Source organism: Metabacillus halosaccharovorans (assembly GCF_002019635.1).
GTDB classification, from domain to species: Bacteria; Bacillota; Bacilli; order Bacillales; family Bacillaceae; genus Metabacillus; species Metabacillus halosaccharovorans.
The window spans coordinates 2,304,802-2,324,354 of sequence record NZ_KV917371.1; the positions used below are offsets into that span (position 1 = coordinate 2,304,802).

16 protein-coding genes are annotated in these 19,553 nt (G+C 35.6%); 14 read left to right on the forward strand and 2 right to left on the reverse strand.

Translation table 11 applies throughout. The features are described 5' to 3' along the window. The first annotated feature begins 79 nt into the window (after positions 1-79). From BK577_RS11075 to BK577_RS26815, 8 genes are all read left to right on the forward strand, one after another. Positions 80-1,693 carry a GGDEF domain-containing response regulator gene (locus tag BK577_RS11075; protein ID WP_078432933.1) on the forward strand — a complete coding sequence of 538 codons (1,614 nt, stop codon included), beginning with the start codon at positions 80-82 and terminating at the stop codon, positions 1,691-1,693. 1 nt (position 1,694) lies between these two features. Beyond that, on the forward strand, positions 1,695-2,744 hold the full coding sequence (locus BK577_RS11080; RefSeq protein ID WP_078432934.1) for a HEAT repeat domain-containing protein: 1,050 nt from the start codon (positions 1,695-1,697) through the stop codon (positions 2,742-2,744). Beyond that, positions 2,734-4,143: a glycosyltransferase family 2 protein gene (locus BK577_RS11085; protein WP_425435928.1), complete on the forward strand. Its 1,410-nt coding sequence runs from the start codon at positions 2,734-2,736 to the stop codon at positions 4,141-4,143. The genes BK577_RS11080 and BK577_RS11085 overlap by 11 nt, the downstream gene beginning before the upstream one ends. Beyond that, positions 4,136-7,393, forward strand: coding sequence for a hypothetical protein (locus tag BK577_RS11090; protein ID WP_078432935.1), 3,258 nt, complete (start codon positions 4,136-4,138; stop codon positions 7,391-7,393). Before BK577_RS11085 ends, BK577_RS11090 begins: the two co-directional genes overlap by 8 nt. Positions 7,394-7,468: 75 nt before the next feature. Next, complete coding sequence (locus tag BK577_RS11095; RefSeq protein WP_078432936.1) at positions 7,469-7,834, forward strand: response regulator transcription factor; 366 nt, start codon at positions 7,469-7,471, stop codon at positions 7,832-7,834. Next, positions 7,821-10,718 carry a hybrid sensor histidine kinase/response regulator gene (locus tag BK577_RS11100; protein WP_078432937.1) on the forward strand — a complete coding sequence of 966 codons (2,898 nt, stop codon included), beginning with the start codon at positions 7,821-7,823 and terminating at the stop codon, positions 10,716-10,718. The genes BK577_RS11095 and BK577_RS11100 overlap by 14 nt, the downstream gene beginning before the upstream one ends. Before the next feature lie 95 nt (positions 10,719-10,813). Next, positions 10,814-11,209, forward strand: a complete 396-nt coding sequence (locus tag BK577_RS11105) for a secondary thiamine-phosphate synthase enzyme YjbQ (protein ID WP_078432938.1) — start codon at positions 10,814-10,816, stop codon at positions 11,207-11,209. Positions 11,210-11,335: 126 nt separating this feature from the next. Next, a complete protein-coding gene (locus BK577_RS26815; RefSeq protein WP_078432939.1) occupies positions 11,336-11,575 on the forward strand; it encodes a DUF2651 family protein in 240 nt (79 codons plus the stop codon). A 61-nt stretch (positions 11,576-11,636) separates the two neighbouring features. Here BK577_RS26815 and BK577_RS11115 read toward each other — a convergent pair whose 3' ends face one another. Continuing rightward, positions 11,637-12,455 carry a protein-glutamine gamma-glutamyltransferase gene (locus tag BK577_RS11115; RefSeq protein ID WP_078432940.1) on the reverse strand — a complete coding sequence of 273 codons (819 nt, stop codon included), beginning with the start codon at positions 12,453-12,455 and terminating at the stop codon, positions 11,637-11,639. A 97-nt stretch (positions 12,456-12,552) separates the two neighbouring features. After that, entirely contained in the window at positions 12,553-13,374 is an 822-nt protein-coding gene (locus BK577_RS11120) for an MBL fold metallo-hydrolase (RefSeq protein ID WP_078433540.1), read from the reverse strand. 166 nt (positions 13,375-13,540) lie between these two features. Between BK577_RS11120 and BK577_RS11125 the strand changes: the two genes are divergently transcribed. The 6 genes from BK577_RS11125 (at position 13,541) to BK577_RS11150 (ending at position 19,467) form a co-directional block, all read left to right on the forward strand. Beyond that, positions 13,541-13,846 carry an antibiotic biosynthesis monooxygenase family protein gene (locus tag BK577_RS11125; RefSeq protein WP_078432941.1) on the forward strand — a complete coding sequence of 102 codons (306 nt, stop codon included), beginning with the start codon at positions 13,541-13,543 and terminating at the stop codon, positions 13,844-13,846. After that, positions 13,843-14,211, forward strand: coding sequence for a hypothetical protein (locus tag BK577_RS11130; protein WP_078432942.1), 369 nt, complete (start codon positions 13,843-13,845; stop codon positions 14,209-14,211). The genes BK577_RS11125 and BK577_RS11130 overlap by 4 nt, the downstream gene beginning before the upstream one ends. Positions 14,212-14,370: 159 nt before the next feature. Then, on the forward strand, positions 14,371-14,832 hold the full coding sequence (locus BK577_RS11135) for a MarR family winged helix-turn-helix transcriptional regulator (RefSeq protein WP_078432943.1): 462 nt from the start codon (positions 14,371-14,373) through the stop codon (positions 14,830-14,832). A 2-nt stretch (positions 14,833-14,834) separates the two neighbouring features. Continuing rightward, the gene (locus tag BK577_RS11140) at positions 14,835-17,957 is read left to right on the forward strand and encodes an MMPL family transporter (protein WP_139367297.1); all 3,123 of its coding nucleotides are present in this window, start codon (positions 14,835-14,837) and stop codon (positions 17,955-17,957) included. A 247-nt stretch (positions 17,958-18,204) separates the two neighbouring features. Then, positions 18,205-18,402 (forward strand): cold-shock protein, encoded by a 198-nt coding sequence (locus BK577_RS11145; protein ID WP_026558957.1) that lies wholly within the window; start codon positions 18,205-18,207, stop codon positions 18,400-18,402. A gap of 177 nt (positions 18,403-18,579) precedes the next feature. Next, complete coding sequence (locus tag BK577_RS11150) at positions 18,580-19,467, forward strand: peptidylprolyl isomerase (protein WP_078432944.1); 888 nt, start codon at positions 18,580-18,582, stop codon at positions 19,465-19,467. The last annotated feature ends 86 nt before the right edge of the window (positions 19,468-19,553 follow it).

A 19,553-nucleotide genomic window follows, 5' to 3' on the forward strand; every position in this document is an offset into this window, starting at 1 on the left:
AAAATTGTCCATTATATGATACATTCTCATCATTAAAAGTAAGATTTTAGAAAAAAATAGTGATTAATGGGAGAGACCAATGAATAAATATTTTCAATTATTGGTAAAAAACGTAAGAAAACAACTTGAATCATGGCTTAATGAAAAGGAAATTATTCAACATAAAGAAGTATATCGATTTTTGCATTCAATTGCAGGAACAGCTTCAACGATTGGATTTACAGTAGCTGGTGATATGGCAAGAAAGCTTATGGAGCAAATAAGTTTGGATGAAGAAAGAGAGTGGAAAAAAGAAGAGTTACAGTCTTTTCTACTACCTCTTATTTCCATTATTTATTATGAGGAATACTCCAATATTGATGAAATTATTGAGAGAAAAAGCGAATTTGAAGATAAAAAACTAATTTTACTTATAGATGATGACACAGCTCTGTTAATGTACGTAAAGGAGCATTTAGAAAAATATGGTTGGATTGTCATAGCTGTAGCTGATCCTGATCGTGCGATCAACTCTTATTATGATTTAAATCCAGATTGTGTCATCATTGATATTCACATGAAAGATAAAAATGGGTTTGACGTGCTGGTACAACTTAAAGAAAAGATGAAACAACAGTTTATACCAACAATTATGATCAGCGTTGATCACTCAAAAGAGACGCGAATGAAAAGTTATAGATTAGGTACAGATGATTTTATTCAAAAACCAATCGACATTGAAGAGTTTATTGTCCGAATAAATCGACAATTAGAGAGAAAACAAGCAATTGATAATGTCATGTTAATTGATGAACTAACAAGAGTATACAATCGTAAGTTTTTAGCGCAAACATATGAACGTTTTGTAAGTAGCTTTAAAAGAAGGGGAGTATCATTTTGTATCGCTTTACTGGATCTTGATCACTTTAAACAAGTAAATGACACATATGGCCATACCGTGGGAGACGAGGTTTTAGCAACGTTTGCTGATACGATAAGAAAAGGGTTGCGAGTTAATGACATTATTATCCGATATGGAGGAGAAGAATTTATCATCCTTCTTCCAGAGACAAAGGCCAACGAAGCAAAGCTGGTACTAGAAAGAATTTTAAGGGAATTTTCCAACATCCCTTTTGAAGCAAATGAAGAAGAGTTTTATTGTTCATTTTCGTCAGGGATACATGAAGTTCAATCAAGTGAAACGGATATAACAAGGAATATTGAAATTGCTGATGGTGCCCTTTATGAAGCAAAACAGGCCGGGAGAAATCAAATTAAGGTAGCGGCTATTGATTATAAAGAAATTAAGAAGAAAACAATTCATGTTGGGATCGTGGATGATGATCCAATCATCCGAACAATGCTGGAGGATTTAATTGGTAAAAGTAAGTTTACGGACGGTTTCACTGTTGATATTAAGACATTTAAAGATGGAATGGAATTTATTGAAGCAGATTGGCATCTGAATAATAATGAGCAATATTTAATTATTTTAGATGGTATGATGCCGAGAATGGACGGATTAGAAGTGTTACAGAAGCTTAGGGGGCTTTCGTATCAAGAGAGATTTACCGTAATGATGTTAACATCACGTAAAAGCGAACATGACATCACGAGGGCTTTGCAATTAGGGGCGGATGATTATATTACAAAGCCATTTAAGCTTTTAGAGCTTGAAACACGTTTAGGTCATTTAATTAAGAGGATGAAATAATATGATTGAAGTAAGTCTCAGTTTTCTTTTTATCTTTTTTCTTGGATTGTTTTTCCTTTTGTTAACGCTATTTCTATACTTGGTTATACAAAAAAAAATTGGTAATGAAACGAGAAAAAAAATTGAGGGATATAAAGAAACATATCGTTTAGATATGTTTCATCTTTTACAATCAGGCAATGAGGGTCCTTTAAATCCAGATGGAAGTCAGGAAAAATTTATTGCACTTATAGAGTTGCTAAATGAATACTCGGATGTATTGGATAGTGAAGATATTAAGCAAAGAATAAGTGATTTTGCTAAAAGGCATTTAACAAAATATATTGTTGATAAATTAAAGAAAAAGCGATGGAGCTTAAGAATGAATGCTCTGTATTCGATTGAAGATTTTTACATGGATCATTTGATTGACCTATTGCACGATTTGTATCGGAAAAAGGATATAACTGTTCCTGAGAAAATTCAAATCCTAAGGTTATTTGCTAAATTTAATGATCAAAAAACAGTTGATTATTTGAAAGAATTAGATGCAACTATTTCTGATTTTGCTTTGTTATCTATTCTTTCTCTCTTGGAAGAGGAATCCTTTAATAAATTAGTCAATGACTTTGATACATTACCTAAACAAACACAATATATGATCATTGAAACCATTGGAAAAGAACAATATTTGCATCACCACATTCTCCTTGAAAAATTGCTTCAACGTGATGATGAAGAAGTCAAAATACGAACATTAAAAGCCTATGCCTATACAGGTGCGCCGATCAATGAAACGATATTAAGTGCCTTTTTCTCATCTTCAAGTTGGCAGGTGCGTATGATGGCTGCAAAGGTAGCAGGAGTAAGGAGGTTAAGTGTTTTTGAAGCTCAACTTATTACGTTACTCTCAGATCAGGAGTATGTTGTTCGAGCCGAGGCTGCTAAAGCGATTCTGCAATTCAAAGGTGGAATTAATAGATTAAAGAGCGTAGTAGAGGAAACAACAGATGGATTTGCCAGGGATATGGCCCAGGAATGGATAAGTAAAGAGAGCGGTGATGATGATTAATTGGTCTAATTTCTTAGTTGTCGGCAGTTGGGTTATTGTCATTTATATGGTTATGATTATTGCAGTTTATGGTGGAATGTTAATCATTTCTCTTTTCCATATTCGAAAAACATATGAACTTGACGAGATTGAGCCTTATGAAGAATTATTGCAATCAGAGTTTACCAAACCGGTATCCATTCTTGTTCCGGCTTATAATGAATCAGCCGGAATTTATGGGAGTATACGTTCTTTGATCAGTATTGAATATCCTGAATATGAAATCATTATCATCAATGATGGTTCAAAAGATGATACCTTAGAAAAGCTAATCGATCGTTTTCAAATGGTGAAAATAAATCGTGTTATACGAAAGCAATTGGAAACAAAGAAAGTAAAAGGAATCTATCAATCCAAGATCTACCCGAATTTAATCGTTATCGACAAAGAAAATGGAGGGAAGGCAGATGCGTTAAACGCTGGAATAAATCTATCAAGATATCCGTATTTTTGCTCTCTTGATGGAGATTCAATTATCGAGCGTAATGCATTCTTGAAAGTTCTAAAACCGATCATTGAATCTGATGATGAAGTGATTGCATCGGGTGGTAGTATAAGAATTGCAAATGGATGTGACATCCAAAACGGTGAACTCGTTAACGTAGAACTTTCGCGAAAACCACTTGTTATAATGCAAATTATTGAGTATCTCCGGGCGTTTTTAACAGGTAGAGTCGGATTAAGTGAGAACAATTTGCTGCTCATTGTGTCAGGCGCTTTTGGTGTTTTTTCAAAGAAATGGGTGATTGACGCAGGAGGCTATGCTCATACTGTTGGGGAGGATATGGAGTTAGTTGTTCGTCTTCATCGATTAATTAAAGAAAAAAAGGCGAATAAAAAAATTATCTATGTACCAGATCCGGTTTGTTGGACCGAAGCTCCAGAGTCTATTAAATTTTTACGGCGACAACGAAAAAGATGGCACAAGGGGTTATTTGATAGTCTATGGAAACATCGAAAACTCATGTTTAATCCTAAGTATGGGTCAATAGGAATGTTTTCAATGCCTTATTTCTTTTTTGTTGAGTTTTTAGGACCATTAGTCGAGTTAATCGGTTATATCATATTAATTATTTCTATATTTACAGGCAGTATATATTTAGAGTTCGCCATTATCTTTTTCCTTCTCTCCCTAATTTATGGATCTATTTATTCCATGGCATCTGTTTTACTTGAGGAGTGGAGTATGGAAAGATATCCAAAAGTAAAGCATTTTGTTATTCTTTTTTTAGTTTCAATGACAGAAACACTCTGGTACCGTCCCCTTACTGTTATATGGAGGGTCGAGGGAATGATAGAGATGGTAATTGGGAAAAAAGGTTGGGGAGAAATGGTAAGAAAAGGTGTGTCAAATGACTAAAAAAAATGTATTCTTAACAGTTGGAGTTCTATTGCTGCTTATCCTATTCTCATCTCCTTTTTGGACATGGCAATTAAAAGTAAGTCAAAATCTTAACGTACTTATAATTGATAAAACAGTACCAGATCAATCTTACCGTGAACATAAAGGATTGACCTGGATTCTTAACCATTTAAAGTTGAAAAAGGATGGAACAGACAATTATGATCAAGAGGAGGATTATGTAGGGTTTGTCCCAACTGACAATCCTCCTGAGTTCCGTACCCGAGAGCTACCGGGAGATTTATCCTCTTATGATATTTTATATCTTGCAGATGGATATGGCGTTTATGAGGATGAATATATGAGCGGTAACAAGGAAGGGAAGCGTTCTGAGCTTCTATATGGAGGTATAACACAAGAGGAGATTCAATTATTAAATGACTCATTAATTGAAAATAATCAAACTTTAATTGCAGAGTTTAATACATTTGGTTCACCGACTGAGGAAAATGTCAGAGCAGAATTTTACCAATTATTGAATTTGGAATGGACTGGCTGGATGGGAAGGTATTTTCATGATTTAACTAATGGTGAAGTGCCTGTCTGGGTGAAACAAAATTATGAAATCCAATATAATGAACCTTTTGACTATGAAGGTAATGGCTTTGTTTTTGTTAATGAAGAAGATCAGGTTGTTGTGTTAACTGAAAAAGATATGGCAGAAAACCATGCTTTGTTTCAATTAACAGACAATGGGCAAAAACAATTTCATATAAAAAAGGCTGTTCAGTATAATTATTGGTTTGATATTGTGAATGCGAGAAATGAGGAAGAGGTCCAAGCGACGTTTGAATTACCTTTAACAGATAGTGGAAAGCAAAAGTTAGTAGATTATGAGATTCCAACTCAATTCCCTGCCGTTATTCATCATCAAAATCAATCTTATGATACCTATTACTTTGCAGGTGATTTTGTTGATCAAGAAAAGGTTCCAAGTATTTATCAAATGAATGGGCTGTCATGGTGGCAAAAGTTATTTTCGTTTGAACAAGAAGGGAGAACAGACACTTTCTTTTGGAAAGCTTATGTACCGTTGATGAAGGAAATTTTAACGAATGAGAAGGGGGCTGCCACTAACCAGAAAAATAAACTCGTTGAACCTGAAATCCTTACAAAAGATGGTATAAAACTGACAGGTGCTGCGAGTGAAGAATATCTTCAACTATATAAAGATGGAAAATGGGAAGACATGCTGATAAAAGGCGTGAATTTGGGAATTGCTAAACCAGGTACTTTCCCGGGAGAAACCGGTATTACAAAGGAAGAATATGCACGATGGTTTGATCAAATAAGTGAAATGAATGCAAATGCACTTCGTGTATACACAATTCATCCACCTGCATTTTACCAAGCCTTGTATGAACATAATAGTAGCCGGGAGGATCCAATCTATTTATTCCATGGAGTATGGGTTAATGAAGATGTCTTTTTTGATGAGGAGAAGCAAAAAACAGCATATGATCCAGAAGTAATGGATGAATTTAAAGCAGAGATACAACGGACAATTGATATCATTCACGGAAATGCTGACATTGAAGAAAGAGCTGGACATGCAAGTGGAAAATATGTTCATGACTTGTCTCCATATTTATTAGGCTGGGTTATTGGGGTTGAGTGGGATCCTAAAGCTGTTGTGAGGACAAATGAAAAATATCCGGATAAAACAAGCTATGATGGAAAGTACTTCACAACCTCAGACTCATCACCTTTTGAAGTATGGCTAGCTGAAATGATGGAATATACGGCAACATATGAGGCGGACACCTATAACTGGCAGCATCCTATGAGTTTTACAAACTGGGTAACAACAGATTTATTAGAGCATCCTGCTGAACCTAGTGAAGAGGAAGATATGGTGTCAGTAAATCCAAACCATATTAAGGCGAAGGAAGCCTTCTATCCAGGTATGTTTGCGTCATATCATATTTATCCTTACTACCCGGATTTCTTAAATTATGAAGAAAAGTACGTGAACTATGTTGATCATCGCGGTGAAAAAAACAACTACGCAGGGTATTTAGAAGATATGAAAAAACATCACGAAATGCCGATAGTAGTAGCTGAGTATGGCATCCCGGCATCTAGAGGTTTAACGCATGAAAATGTATATGGATATGACCAGGGTCATCATTCAGAACAAGAGCAGGGTCAATATCTGGTTTCTTTATATGAAGATATTGTTGAAGAAGGAATGGCTGGTGGACTTGTGTTTGCCTGGCAGGATGAGTGGTTCAAACGAACGTGGAACACAATGGATTATGATAATCCTAACCGCAGACCATTCTGGGATAATATCCAAACGAATGAACAACATTTTGGTTTGCTGAGTTTTGACCCTGATACAGAAGAAAAGCAACTTCTTATAGATGGAGAAACCTCAGATTGGGAGAAACGGAAAGAACAACCCGTTGTAGAGGTTAAAGAGCAGGATCTCATTAAAAATGTATTTATGTCTAGTGATGAACAAGGAGTGTTTATCCGTGTTGACTATGATGAAAAAAAGTGGGACTCTGAGAAATTTAGTACGTCTATCTTGTTAGACACAATAAAAGAACAAGGTCAGTCCACTATTCCAAGTGCAGGAAGTGTGAAGGAAAATGGAATTGATTTTGTCGTAGAGCTTAATGGAGAAAAAACTTCAAGAGTACTAATTGATAGCTATTACGACACATTCTATTATCATTATGGAAATTTACTCGAAATGATCCCAATGAAGGATTATGCGAACAAAAAAAATAATGGGGTGTATCACCCAATCCGCTTAACACTTAATAAACAATTGACGATAAAGAAAGAAGAGGGACAACTTACTATTCCTTTTTCAGACTATGAAACGGGGAAATTAACATATGGTATTGGCAATCCGGAAATGGAAAATTCCAATTCTTTAGCGGATTTTTATATTAAAGACGGAACACTTGAACTCCGCTTGCCGTGGCTAATGTTGAATGTAAAAGACCCTAGTCAGAAAGAAATTACAGGTGATTTGTGGACTGGAAAACCTTTAGAAGAGAACTCGGAAACAATTGATTCTATTTTTGCCAAAATAGTGGTATCAAGCAAAAACAAAGAAGCTGTACAGCAAATTCCATCAGCAAAAGGAGACTGGATTGAGTATACATGGGATAATTGGGACCAACCAATCTACCACGAACGACTAAAAAAATCCTATGACTACCTACAAGAAGCATTTGGAAGGATAAAATGACAGTAATACAGAAAATCTCAGACTCGATATGGGCAATAATCGGGTCTGAGATTTTTAACAAAGGAGAGACTTATGATGCAAAGGATATTGCTTGCAGAGGATGAAGAAGTGTTACGCATGCTTGTAGTAGATACACTTGAAGATGAAGGATATATCATTGATGAAGCGTGTGACGGGGAAGAGGCTTACGAGCTGATCAGAAAAAATGACTATGATCTTATTCTTCTTGACTATATGATGCCTGTATACACAGGTTTGGAATTAATCGAAATGATAAGAAATGATCAAATTCAAACAAAGATTATGATGCTAAGTGCAAAAAGTCAAACATCAGATCAACAAAAGGTGTTGGAAGCTGGTGCTGACTTTTTTATGTCAAAACCATTCAGTCCCATTCAGCTTGTTGAAAGAATCGAGGAGATCTTAGGTGAAGCTGAATAAATATTTAAAAACAAGTTTAGCAAGGCAATTTAGTTTGTTGACGATTTCGATTATTTTAGCTTTTACTTTATTGATGTCAGGATTAATGATCTACCAAGCAGCCATCAATGAAAATTTTGAAAAAGTAAATGATAGTTTGGAACAAAAGGATTATATTGCATCGGAGTTGGATTATTCGTTCAACCTAGCCATATCTGAAATGCGGGGTTATTTTGCATACAATGGTAAGGAAACCTATTACAATAAGGTCCTTGAACAACAAACAAAAGTAGATGAAAGTATATCACAGTTAAAAAATGTAATTGAAAATGAAGAAGATGAACTGTTTTTGCAACAAACTAAGGGGTTTTTTGATTATTATTTTAAAGACGTTATGCCAAAATCAAAAGAACTCTATGATAATAAACAATATGAAGAAGTTTATAAAATAGCAATCGATCAAAATGCTTCAGATACAATTAGGTTATATCAAGCAAACTTCAAGGATTACAATGAGAGTCTGGAGAAACAGCTCTCGAGTCTTCATGATACTCACAATTATAAAATATTCATAAGCCAGGTCATATTTGGAATTTTGCTTTTTTTATTAATCGTTAGTATGGCTACTTTCACGAGAAGAATGCTTGTAAGTATAAGAGATCCACTTGAAAAATTAACGGTCGCTGCTGGTGAAATTACGGAAGGTAACCCAATACTTTTCACTGACACCACTAATCGTCAAGATGAACTCGGTCTTCTATCCGTTGCCTTTGAAAAAATGACAAAAAGCATTCAGGACAAAGAACAGGATTTAAGCGCACAAAATGAGGAGTTGCATGCTCAACAGGATGAGTTACAAGCACAGCAAACTGAGCTTGAAGAAGCGTTAGAGACAACTCAAAAACGAGAGCTTGACCTTAAACGCCGTAATGATTTAGTAAATGGACTGGCAAACTCACTTAATAAAGAGAAAGTATTAAAGAGTATAGTGGAAACGATGTGTGAAGTAATAGGTGCAGATAAGGGGTTAATAGTCCTGTTGAGCCGTGGTCTTCCACATTCAAGCTTTGGAGTATCAGAAGAAGGGGTAAAACAATTTATTACACACCTGGATTCAGGCTTAATGATCAGGCTAGAGGAGAAAAGAGAGCCTTTTATCATTAAACGGGAATGTGAAAAGGAAGAAAAAGGGTTTCATACTCAAGCATCTTATTGCTATGACATTTATATGCCTGTTTTATCTTCATCTGGACTCATGGAAGCTGTTATGGTGTATTCAAGATTAGATCAAGCCTTTACTGATGATGAATTAGGTGAATTGAATGGCTTAAGTAAACAAATTGCGATTTCATTAGATAAAATTCAAATCTTTGAATTATCTGAAGGGGAACGTCAATTGACTCAGGATATTCTGGATACGATTAATGAGGGTATTCAGTTAATTGATGTAAATGGTACTGTCCTACAGGTTAACACAAAGATGTGTGACATGATTGATTGCCAAAGAGACATTTTGATTCAGAGCTCCTATAAAAATTGGTTGAACATGATATTGGAGAAAGTAGATAATCACCATGAACTAAAACAGTTTTTTGACCAAATCTTGATTCAAGGTAAAACAGAGCGTCAATCGTTTGTATACCATCAACATAGTCCAACTAATCGAGTCATTCAGGTATACTGTGAACCACTTGCAAGAGATGGGGAGAATTTCGGAACGGTCGTTGTCCATCGTGATATTACAAAAGAATATGAAGTCGATGTCATGAAATCCGAGTTTGTAAGTACCGTAAGCCATGAATTACGAACACCACTAGCAAGTGTTCTTGGTTTTACAGAGTTAATGTTGAATAGAGAATTAAAACCTGATCGGCAAAAGAAATATTTAACGACAATTTTCCAAGAAGCAAAACGATTGACTGTCCTTATTAATGACTTTTTAGACGTTCAACGAATGGAAGCTGGTAAACAAACGTACGATAAAAAGTTTGATGATATAGTTCCTCTCATTTCCAATATCATTGAAACACATCAAGTGAATCATCCAAGTCATTCAATCAAATATGATGTACAAACTTCTAATACAATGGTTTTAGGTGATAAAGATAAAATTTGCCAGGTTTTTACGAACTTAATAAGTAATGCAATTAAGTATTCTCCAAATGGAGGAAACATACTGATTACAGTTTATGAAGAAGGTGCAAATTTAAACATATCGATAAAAGATGAAGGACTTGGCATACCGGAAGAAGCAATTGGTAAATTATTCAGCAAGTTTTTTAGAGTGGATAATTCTGATCGGAGAAGAATTGGGGGAACAGGCTTAGGTTTGGCAATCGTTAAAGAAATCATGAAGGCCCATGATGGGGATGTATTTGTTCAATCTGCACTTAAAACAGGAAGTACCTTTACAGTCAGCTTTCCGTTAGTTATGGGGAATAGAGAGCAGGTAATAAATAACCAAGGTGTTCCATCGCAGAAAGGAAAAGTAAATGTCATTATTGTTGAAGATGACAACAGTCTGGCAAATTTACTACAAACGGAGCTTGAAGAAAGTAACTTCCATGTTAAGACCTACAGTAATGGAGAGTCTGCTTTAGAAGCAATAAAAAAAGAGCGGCCTGACGCCATTGTCCTTGATATCATGTTGGAAGAAAAAGGGATAGATGGCTGGGAAATGATTAAACAGTTAAAAGCTATTGAGGAATTAAAATCGATCCCGATTTTTATATCTACTGCACTGGATGAAAAGGAGAAAGGTTTAGCGTTAGGCGCAAATGAGTATTTAATTAAACCTTATCAGCCAAGTAAGCTCTCGAAACTCATTCTCCAAACATTATTGAAAAAGGATTGGAGTGGACAAATCCTCATTCCAAGTGAAGAAGAAAGTGATGATAACAAGTAACTTAAAATGAATTAAGCCAATTATGGAATATGTTTTAACTCCCACTTTTAATGGTATATACTAGGGATAGATTTCCAATGAGAGGTGTGGTCTAGATGTTAAAGAAGTATACGATTGAGACTCATCAACGCGACCAAATGATCGAAATAACTCATATAGTCCAAGCTTTTGTTAAAGAACAGCAAATGAAAGATGGCCAAGTGCTTGTATATTGTCCGCATACGACTGCTGGTATAACAATTAATGAAAATGCGGATCCGGATGTTAAGACAGATATGATAAGACGATTTGATGAAATGTTTCCGTGGAAAGTCGTGAAGGATCTTCACGCGGAAGGAAATACAGCGGCACATATGAAGGCAAGTACGGTCGGAACATCCCAATCGGTTATCGTTTCCGGAGGGAATCTTTTACTAGGAACATGGCAAGGTATTTATTTCTGTGAATTTGATGGACCGAGACAACGAAATTTCTATCTCAAAGGATGTTAAAAAGCTGCTGGTCTAAATAAGTAAAGTTTATGACAAATAGGTGAATTGGCATAGATGAATGGGTCCAATACTTTTTTTATGGTAAAATGAGAGGAATGTAAGAGCAGTACGCTTATGAGGTGACATATGGAATTGTATACTCTCCTTTTTATTTTCGCTGGGGTTGTCTTCATAACTTCCATTGTTGGATATATCATTACTAGGAAAATATATGTACCACCAGCGCTTATCTTTGTCCTCTTCTCCTTTTTGATGTTACTCTATTTTAATGAAACATTTTTTATATGGGTTATCATATATACCTGTTTCTCCCTTTTCATAACATTCATCATGTTTTTATTATTTAAAAGCAGAAAAGAAAAATAGCAACATCAATTATGAAAAAGCACCGGTATTAAAACGGGTGCTTTTTTTGCGTAAATCTAAACTAGATATAATAACTTTGCGAACCAATCCTTCCAACAATTGTTCTTGTATCAATAAACTGAGTAATCAGATTTTCCCTTGAAAGTGAAAAACGGTAGAGATATTGATCATCGAGTCTTGTAACTTGTGAAAGAAGAAAAGCAGATTCTGTCGGGTATGGCTTTCGGCGTTTATTTAAGGATTCTATAATTCCATCAGAAGTTTTTATTCCAATACCGTGTCCGAAGTACAGATCGTTTCCTAAATCGATCACATTTTCTCCTTGCCATTGGGGGGTTTGGGGATTAAATTGAGGATTATCAAAGTATAAACAGTCCCCCGGAATATAATCATTTCCGCGTCGGGTAAAAATCGGCAAGTCATTATCAGTTTGCCAGTCACGCAGATAAATGCCTTGGTAAATACGATTAAATTGAGAAACGTCAATCGAGTCGAGTACAGCCTTAAAAAAGATAATGACAATACTTGTTGCACACTCAAATGCATATTCTCTTCCATTGTGAAAAATATCTGATATGGCAACGGAAGGGCTTATCCCTGCTCTTAGTTTAAATCCACCCTGCTCAGTTAAATGCCAATACTGTTCATTACATCTGGCTCTTTCAAAGGTTGCGAACTTTGCTTTACTAGCTAATAGATGACGAGCGGCTTGTATGATGCTGTAACGGAGGTTCAGGTTGAATTCAAAATGCTGATTATTTAAAAAGGAATAGTTTTCTTGATAACGACTCATTTTGTCGATCATTTCATTTTTTTCTGGTGGAAAATCGGAGGATTTTAATGTAATTGCATCCACCACACGGTTACCAATAACAATCATGATGACCCTCCTAAGGAATTTGTCATATAATATTGTATGGTGGTGCAATTAAAGATAGAAACAAAATGGTGAATTCTTACTTTTAATTATATTTTTCCTACATTAACGTAATATCGCCTGATTGTTTAATGTTTTCAGGAATTTCTGTGAGTACAAAGTTGTCTGTTAGAATGCGTAAATTGCTTTGTAGTTCATTTCCGGTCATAGGCAGACCATGTCCGGTAATAGCGATTTCGGGGTGAAGGGCCTCAATTTTTCTCACTGATTGCTCGGCTGCTTCCCAATCAAGGGTGAAGTAGGCAGGTGGTCCATGCATTTCCTGTTTTTGTGTGATAACATCGTATAAAGATTCCTGCTCCACGGTAGTTATCGCATCTCCGGCAATTAAGACCTTGTCACTGTCTCTAAATAAGGAAACATGTCCAGGTGTATGACCAGGGGTGTGAATAAAACGCCAGTTTGGTAAACATGATATGCTTCCATCACCATTAAATAACCTTAATTGAGAGCTTATATCTATGCTATGCCTTGGAAATAAGGGTGACATTTTTGCAACAAGACCATCTGCTTTGGGATTTGGCGGTGGATAATCACTTTTTCCTGTTAAGTACGGTTGTTCGAGTGGGTGTGCATATACAGGAACATCCCATATTTTCAGTAATTCGTTTAATGCACCAACATGATCGAAATGCCCATGAGTCAAAACAATTGCCAAGGGTCGGCAGTTTTCACCGAATCTCTTTTTAGCCTCTGCTATAATAATCTCTTCTGAACCAGGCATACCTGCGTCTATTAATATAAATTCATTAGATTCTCTAGGGTTCCCGACAAAAATGATATTAACGATTTGAACAGAAAAGCAATAAACATCTGGTACAACCTCAAAACCCATTCCACTCGTTATTGAAGTAAGGGGCATCTTTTCCACAATAATTACCTCCACTCATTTTAAATATTAGTATTAGTATTTCTTAAAATTCTCAGAGTATGACGTGTTAAGGTGAATGGATATCAGTTTTCACCTGTCGTATCTTGAACTATAATGAAAAGTAGACAAAATAATATAAAGACAGGGAGATTTTCACATGTATATTGTTCATTCAACATTCCATGTCCCGCCAGAGAAGGCGGAAGAGGTTATTCAGATTTATCAGACAAGATCTAAATTAGTCGATGAATATGACGGTTTTACATCATTTCAACTCTTACAAAATGAAGTTAAGCCAGGTGAATTAACTGTACAAATTATATGGGAAAAAAAGCAAGACTATGTAAACTGGGTAACAAGTGATGCATATAAAAAAGTACATGAATTGGAAAAGAATTATCCTGATCAAGAGTTGGCTGCGATTAAGCCGATTGTGCAAAGGTTTAATGTGGTGGCGGAATGAAAAAGGAAATTGTAGAAGCTATTATTGATGAAGTAGTTGAGGGGATTTATAAGGCTTTTCCAATGTTAGTTGAAAAATATGGAGAAGTTGGCAAAAATAAATGCAGGGAAGATAATCATCATCATTTTAAACATCTGGACACAGCCTTTTCTCTTAATGAAGAAAAGATTTTCACTGACTATGCTCTTTGGTTGAATAATGTGTTAACATCCCGGGGGATGAAAGAAGATCATTTAATTGATAATTTTCATAGAATAAAACAGGCACTACATACACATCAATCAGATGAGGCAATGAAATATAAGCAATATTTGCAATCCGCAATAGAAACAATTGAACATGTGAAAGCCAAGAAGGAGATATAAACTCCTTCTTTTTTCATGTCCTCGGAACCTGAATCAGAGGCAGAGAATTTTTTGTATCTGGTTGAATATGATTATTATTGACAAGCAGGCTGAGTCGTTTTATAGTTAAACACGTTAATAGTTAAATTGTTTAATTAATTTTTGGAGGATTGATATCCAATGAATGATATTTTGATACAAGATTTAATAAATCGCTATGTCAATGTTAGTTTTGCAGTGACAAAAAAAGCAGAAAATCTTATTAAAGAGAGCATTGGTGACACAATTACGAATGACCAGCATTACACACTTCGTTATATACATAAAGCTGGTACATGTACATCGACAGAGCTTTCTGAAGTTTTTGATGTGAAGAAAAGTGCGATTACCGCTATTGTTAATCGTTTAACAGAAAAAGAATTGATTAAGAGAACACGTGATGAGAACGATCGTCGTGTTATTTATCTAACCTTAACTGATAAAGGTAAAGTCTTATTTGAAAAAACAGAAGAAAAAATTCATAAGCTTGTGGAATCCATTATCACAAGCTTTGATGAAAAAGAAATTGTTTCGTTCATTGAGACGTATGAAAAGTTAAATGAGCAATTAGATAATTTAAAAGATTGTAAAATGGGGGAATAACTGTGAGTGCAATAATTAAAGGGAAATGGTTCGTTATTATTGGGTGGATTGCAGTTGTTGTTGGTCTGTTTTTATTAGCCCCTAATATGAGTGACCTCGTTAGTGAGAAGGGACAAATAAGTGTTCCCGAAGGCTATTCCTCATCTTTAGCTGAAGAGATTTTAAATGAGGTTCAAGAACAAGATAGTGTTGGTGATGAAATAACCGCTGCCCTTGTCTTTCATAATAAAGAAAAGCTAACAAATGAAGAAATCAAAGAGGCAGAGAAAGCTATTCGCCTTCTGGAGGAAAATAAAGAATTAGATGTAGCGAATATCCTCACTCACTTTAATGAAGAAGCATTGGAGGAACAGCTTGTTTCTGATGATGGTAAGACGATACTAGCATCGATTAGTATAAATCGAAATGACCGTGAAGGTAGTGAAATCTCAGAATTATTGTATGAGACAATTGAAGATGTAAATGTTGAACATTATTACACAAGCGGATGGATGATTGATCAGGATGTGATGACAAGTTCACAAGAGGGGTTAAAGAAAACTGAGGGAATAACAGTTGTTTTTATTCTTGGTGTTTTATTATTAGTATTTAGATCGGTCATAGCACCTATTATTCCTTTAATTACAGTTGGACTTACGTATTTGGCATCACAATCCATTGTGGCGATCCTTGTGGATGTAGTTAATTTTCCAATTTCTAACTTTACACAAATTTTCTTAGTAGCCGTATTGTTTGGTATCGGAACAGATTATTGTATTCTCCTTCTTAGTCGGTTTAAAGAAGAGCTCTCCCAGCGAGAGAGCACTGTAGATGCAATCATTGAAACCTATCGTAATGCTGGAAGAACAGTGTTTTTCAGCGGTGTAGCCGTTATGATTGGCTTTGCAGCAATCGGATTTTCACAATTTAAACTTTACCAATCAGCATCAGCTGTAGCAGTGGGTGTAGCTATTTTACTCATTGCATTGTTTACGGTTGTACCGTTTTTTATGGCTGTATTAGGTAACAAAGTTTTCTGGCCTTCAAAAGGCACATTAGAGCATAAGGACAGTAAATTCTGGGAAATTGTAGGTAGATTTTCATTAGCAAGACCACTCATTGCTTTGTTAGTCGTAGCAGCAGTATGTGTGCCGTTCTTAATCACCTATGATGGAGAATTATCTTACAACTCATTAGAAGAAATCGGTTCTGATGTGAATTCTATTAAAGCATTTAACGCAATTTCTGACAGCTTTGGTCCTGGTGAATCTATGCCAACACAAGTTGTATTAAAAAATGATGAAGAAATGAATTCAACTGAATACATTGCTTTGGCAGAAACGATTAGTAATGAGCTGGAAAAGGTTGACCTTGTTGATTCCGTTCGTTCTGTGACGAGGCCAACTGGAGAGAAAATAGAAGATTTCTATGTTTCAAAACAAGTAGAAACACTTGAAGAAGGTCTTGGAGAAGGAAATGAGGGGATAGGGAAAATAAGTGAAGGACTTGCAGAAGCTGAAAGTGAGCTGTCAAACTCTTCACCACAATTGAAAGATGCAACAGACGGCATCAACGAGTTGATCACAGGGACGACGAAAATCAATTCAGGAATGTCGGAAATTCAAACAAACCTTTCAAAAATTGAAGATGGTATTCGTCAAGGATCAGCTGGATCCACAGAAATTAAAAAAGGGTTAGAAGAAGCAAAGGCAGGAGCAGAAAAGCTTCAAGCAGGAAGTGCTCAACTATTAGCCGGATATGAAGAAGTTGAGGAACCTCTAAATGCTCTTTATAAGAATTATGCAGAAGTTGGTAAGGGTGTTTCTAGTCTATCAGTCGCTTTATCTTCAATAGAGGGTAAATTTGGAGAGCTAGAAGCAAATGAAGCCTATCCTACTCTAAAAGATGATCAAGATTATAAAGATATAAAAAGAGCTGTTATTGGAGCAAATAAACAATTACCTGTCTTAGCAGGTACTATCGATCAGTTAAATAATCACTTATATGAACTGGTGAATGGTATAAATCTAGCAAACACAAACTTTGCTAAACTAGTGGATGGCCAAAAAAACCTTACCACAGGCTTATCCCAATTAATTGCCGGAATTGAACAACAGCAAGCAGGATTAAATCAGTTGGCTGATGGTCAGGGACAAATTGTGGATAACATACCACAGCTAACAAATGGTCTTGCTGGAGTTACAAATGGTCAGCAACAGCTCTTGGACGGATTTGGCGACCTTGACGGCCAAATGAGCCAGCTAACAGATGGACTAAGTGAAAGTGTTGATGGATTAAACCAAGTTTCAGATGGGCTAGGGTCAGCACAGGAATACTTAGCTGATTTGTCTAAATCAGATGATTCAGCTGGCTTTTATCTGCCTGAAGAGGTTTTAGAAAGTGAAGACTTTGAGGAGTCATTGAATACTTATATGTCTAATAATCGTAAAGTCATGACATTTGATGTAATCTTCTCAAGTAATCCATACTCAAATGAGGCAATTAATCAAATGGATGAGGTAAATGCAGCAATTGAGAGAGCAACAAAAGATACAAAGCTTGAAAATGCCGAGGTGGCAATTGGCGGAATTACTAGTACGAATGCCGACCTAAACACGATGTCAAATAACGATTACTCACGCACAGTTGTGTTAATGTTAATCGGTATATCTATTATTCTTGTATTCTTATTCCGTTCCATTATTATGCCGATTTATATTATTGGTTCTTTGATCTTAACGTACTATACGGCAATGGGAATAAATGAAGTGATTTTCGTGAATATTTTGGGATACACAGGTATTAGTTGGGCCGTTCCTTTCTTTGCATTCGTCATCCTTGTTGCACTTGGAGTTGATTACAGTATTTTCTTAATGGACCGCTTTAATGAATACAAAGATTTATCTGTAGGTCAAGCGATGTTATTGGCAATGAAGAAGATGGGAACAGTTATCATTTCAGCTGTTATTATCCTGGGTGGTACCTTCGCTGCAATGATTCCATCAGGTATGCTTTCCCTTATTCAAATTGCCGCTATCATCTTAACAGGCTTATTCTTATACGCGTTAATCGTGCTCCCATTATTCATACCTGTCATGGTAAAAACTTTTGGTGCAGCAAACTGGTGGCCGTTTAAACGAGCATAATATCTAATTATTTTACCGCTTTGTTCAGTGAAAAATATGTAGGATATTATCGAATATTTGTGTATAAAAGGTTGCCCAGTTCCTTGATTTAAACAAAATTAAGTGTTAGAATTGAGTTAATTATTTTTGTTCGGATAAGATTGAGAGATGGAAGTAGCTTTAAAAAGTGTTTTCCTCTTGATGAATCGTTGTCTAGCAAGAATAGTAATACAAAGTGGACGTTAGATTCCACACAGGAGGAAAAACAATGCTACAAGGTAAAGTAAAATGGTTTAATTCAGAAAAAGGTTTCGGTTTCATCGAAGTTGAAGGACAAGACGATGTATTCGTACACTTCTCTGCTATCCAAGGTGATGGTTTCAAAACTTTAGAAGAAGGCCAAACAGTTACTTTTGAAGTAGAGCAAGGAGCTCGTGGACCACAAGCTGCTAACGTTCAAAAATAAGCATAACGCTGCAGAAGCAGCTCTATAAAAGACTCCGTTTAGGAGTCTTTTTTATTTTGAAAATGGGGCTTGTTTTTACAATTTCCCATAATTCGTACATATTTATCCCATACTTGTCTCTTATAGTAGATAGCAGAGAGATGAAGGTTAACAATAAATAAGATTGAGGAGAATTTGATGATTGAAAAAATATTTGCAAGTAAAAAAACATTAGCTATTCTAGCAGTCCTAATAGTAGCAGCTATTGCTGTTTTTATCTTTTTATCAACTCGCAGCGATGTTGTTGCTAAGGTTGGCGGTGAATCACTGACAAAGGACGATTTATATACATTTTTTGTTGAACAAAACGGTGAAGCGGCTTTAGACACACTAATTACAAAAAACCTGATTAATCAAGAGGTGGAAAAAGAGAAGATAACTGTTTCAAGTAAGGAAATAGACGCAGAGCTGCAAGAGTTGATTGACTCTTATGGTGGAGAAGAAACATTTGAACAACAGTTAACATCAAGTGGATTAACACAGGATGATATTAAAGAAGATATTGAAGTTAATCTTAAAATTGAAAAACTCTTAGAACCTCAAATCGAGATTACTGAAGAAGAAATGCAAACGTATTTTGATGAAAACAAAGACTCTTTTGCACAAACGAAGCAGGTAAAAGCAAGTCACATCCTAGTTGAAGATGAAGAAACAGCAAAAGAAGTAAAAGAGAAACTTGATAATGGTGAAGACTTTGCTGAGCTGGCAAAAGAGTATTCAACAGATACAGCTTCAGCTGAATCAGGTGGAGATTTAGGGTTCTTTGGTGAAGGAAGTATGGTTGCTGAATTTGAAGAAGCGGCCTTTTCAATGAAAGTGGATGAAATAAGTGATCCAGTGAAATCTGATTATGGTTATCATATTATTAAAGTAACTGACACTCAAGAAGCCGCAGAAGCAAACTTCGAAAAGAGTAAAGAAGATATAAAAGGAATTTTACTAGACGAGAAAATGACAACTGAATATCCAACATGGTTAGAGGAAAAGCAAAAAGAATATGATGTTAAGAACTACCTATCAGAGTAATAAAGGAGCCAAGTGGCTCTTTTTTTGTTATGGCATTAATATAAAGAATGATATAATAGTAGGTAAAATCTGAATTTTCTTATTTT

Coding starts and splice junctions, on each gene's coding strand:
- BK577_RS11080 (WP_078432934.1), top strand. CDS start 1,695: ATGATTGAAGTAAGTCTCAGTTTTCTTTTTATCTTTTTTCTTGGATTG.
- BK577_RS11130 (WP_078432942.1), top strand. CDS start 13,843: ATGAAAAAGGAAATTGTAGAAGCTATTATTGATGAAGTAGTTGAGGGG.
- BK577_RS11090 (WP_078432935.1), top strand. CDS start 4,136: ATGACTAAAAAAAATGTATTCTTAACAGTTGGAGTTCTATTGCTGCTT.
- BK577_RS11085 (WP_425435928.1), top strand. CDS start 2,734: ATGATGATTAATTGGTCTAATTTCTTAGTTGTCGGCAGTTGGGTTATT.
- BK577_RS11125 (WP_078432941.1), top strand. CDS start 13,541: ATGTATATTGTTCATTCAACATTCCATGTCCCGCCAGAGAAGGCGGAA.
- BK577_RS11150 (WP_078432944.1), top strand. CDS start 18,580: ATGATTGAAAAAATATTTGCAAGTAAAAAAACATTAGCTATTCTAGCA.
- BK577_RS26815 (WP_078432939.1), top strand. CDS start 11,336: ATGGAATTGTATACTCTCCTTTTTATTTTCGCTGGGGTTGTCTTCATA.
- BK577_RS11075 (WP_078432933.1), top strand. CDS start 80: ATGAATAAATATTTTCAATTATTGGTAAAAAACGTAAGAAAACAACTT.
- BK577_RS11105 (WP_078432938.1), top strand. CDS start 10,814: ATGTTAAAGAAGTATACGATTGAGACTCATCAACGCGACCAAATGATC.
- BK577_RS11145 (WP_026558957.1), top strand. CDS start 18,205: ATGCTACAAGGTAAAGTAAAATGGTTTAATTCAGAAAAAGGTTTCGGT.
- BK577_RS11135 (WP_078432943.1), top strand. CDS start 14,371: ATGAATGATATTTTGATACAAGATTTAATAAATCGCTATGTCAATGTT.
- BK577_RS11115 (WP_078432940.1), bottom strand. CDS start 12,455: ATGATTGTTATTGGTAACCGTGTGGTGGATGCAATTACATTAAAATCC.
- BK577_RS11095 (WP_078432936.1), top strand. CDS start 7,469: ATGCAAAGGATATTGCTTGCAGAGGATGAAGAAGTGTTACGCATGCTT.
- BK577_RS11120 (WP_078433540.1), bottom strand. CDS start 13,374: ATGCCCCTTACTTCAATAACGAGTGGAATGGGTTTTGAGGTTGTACCA.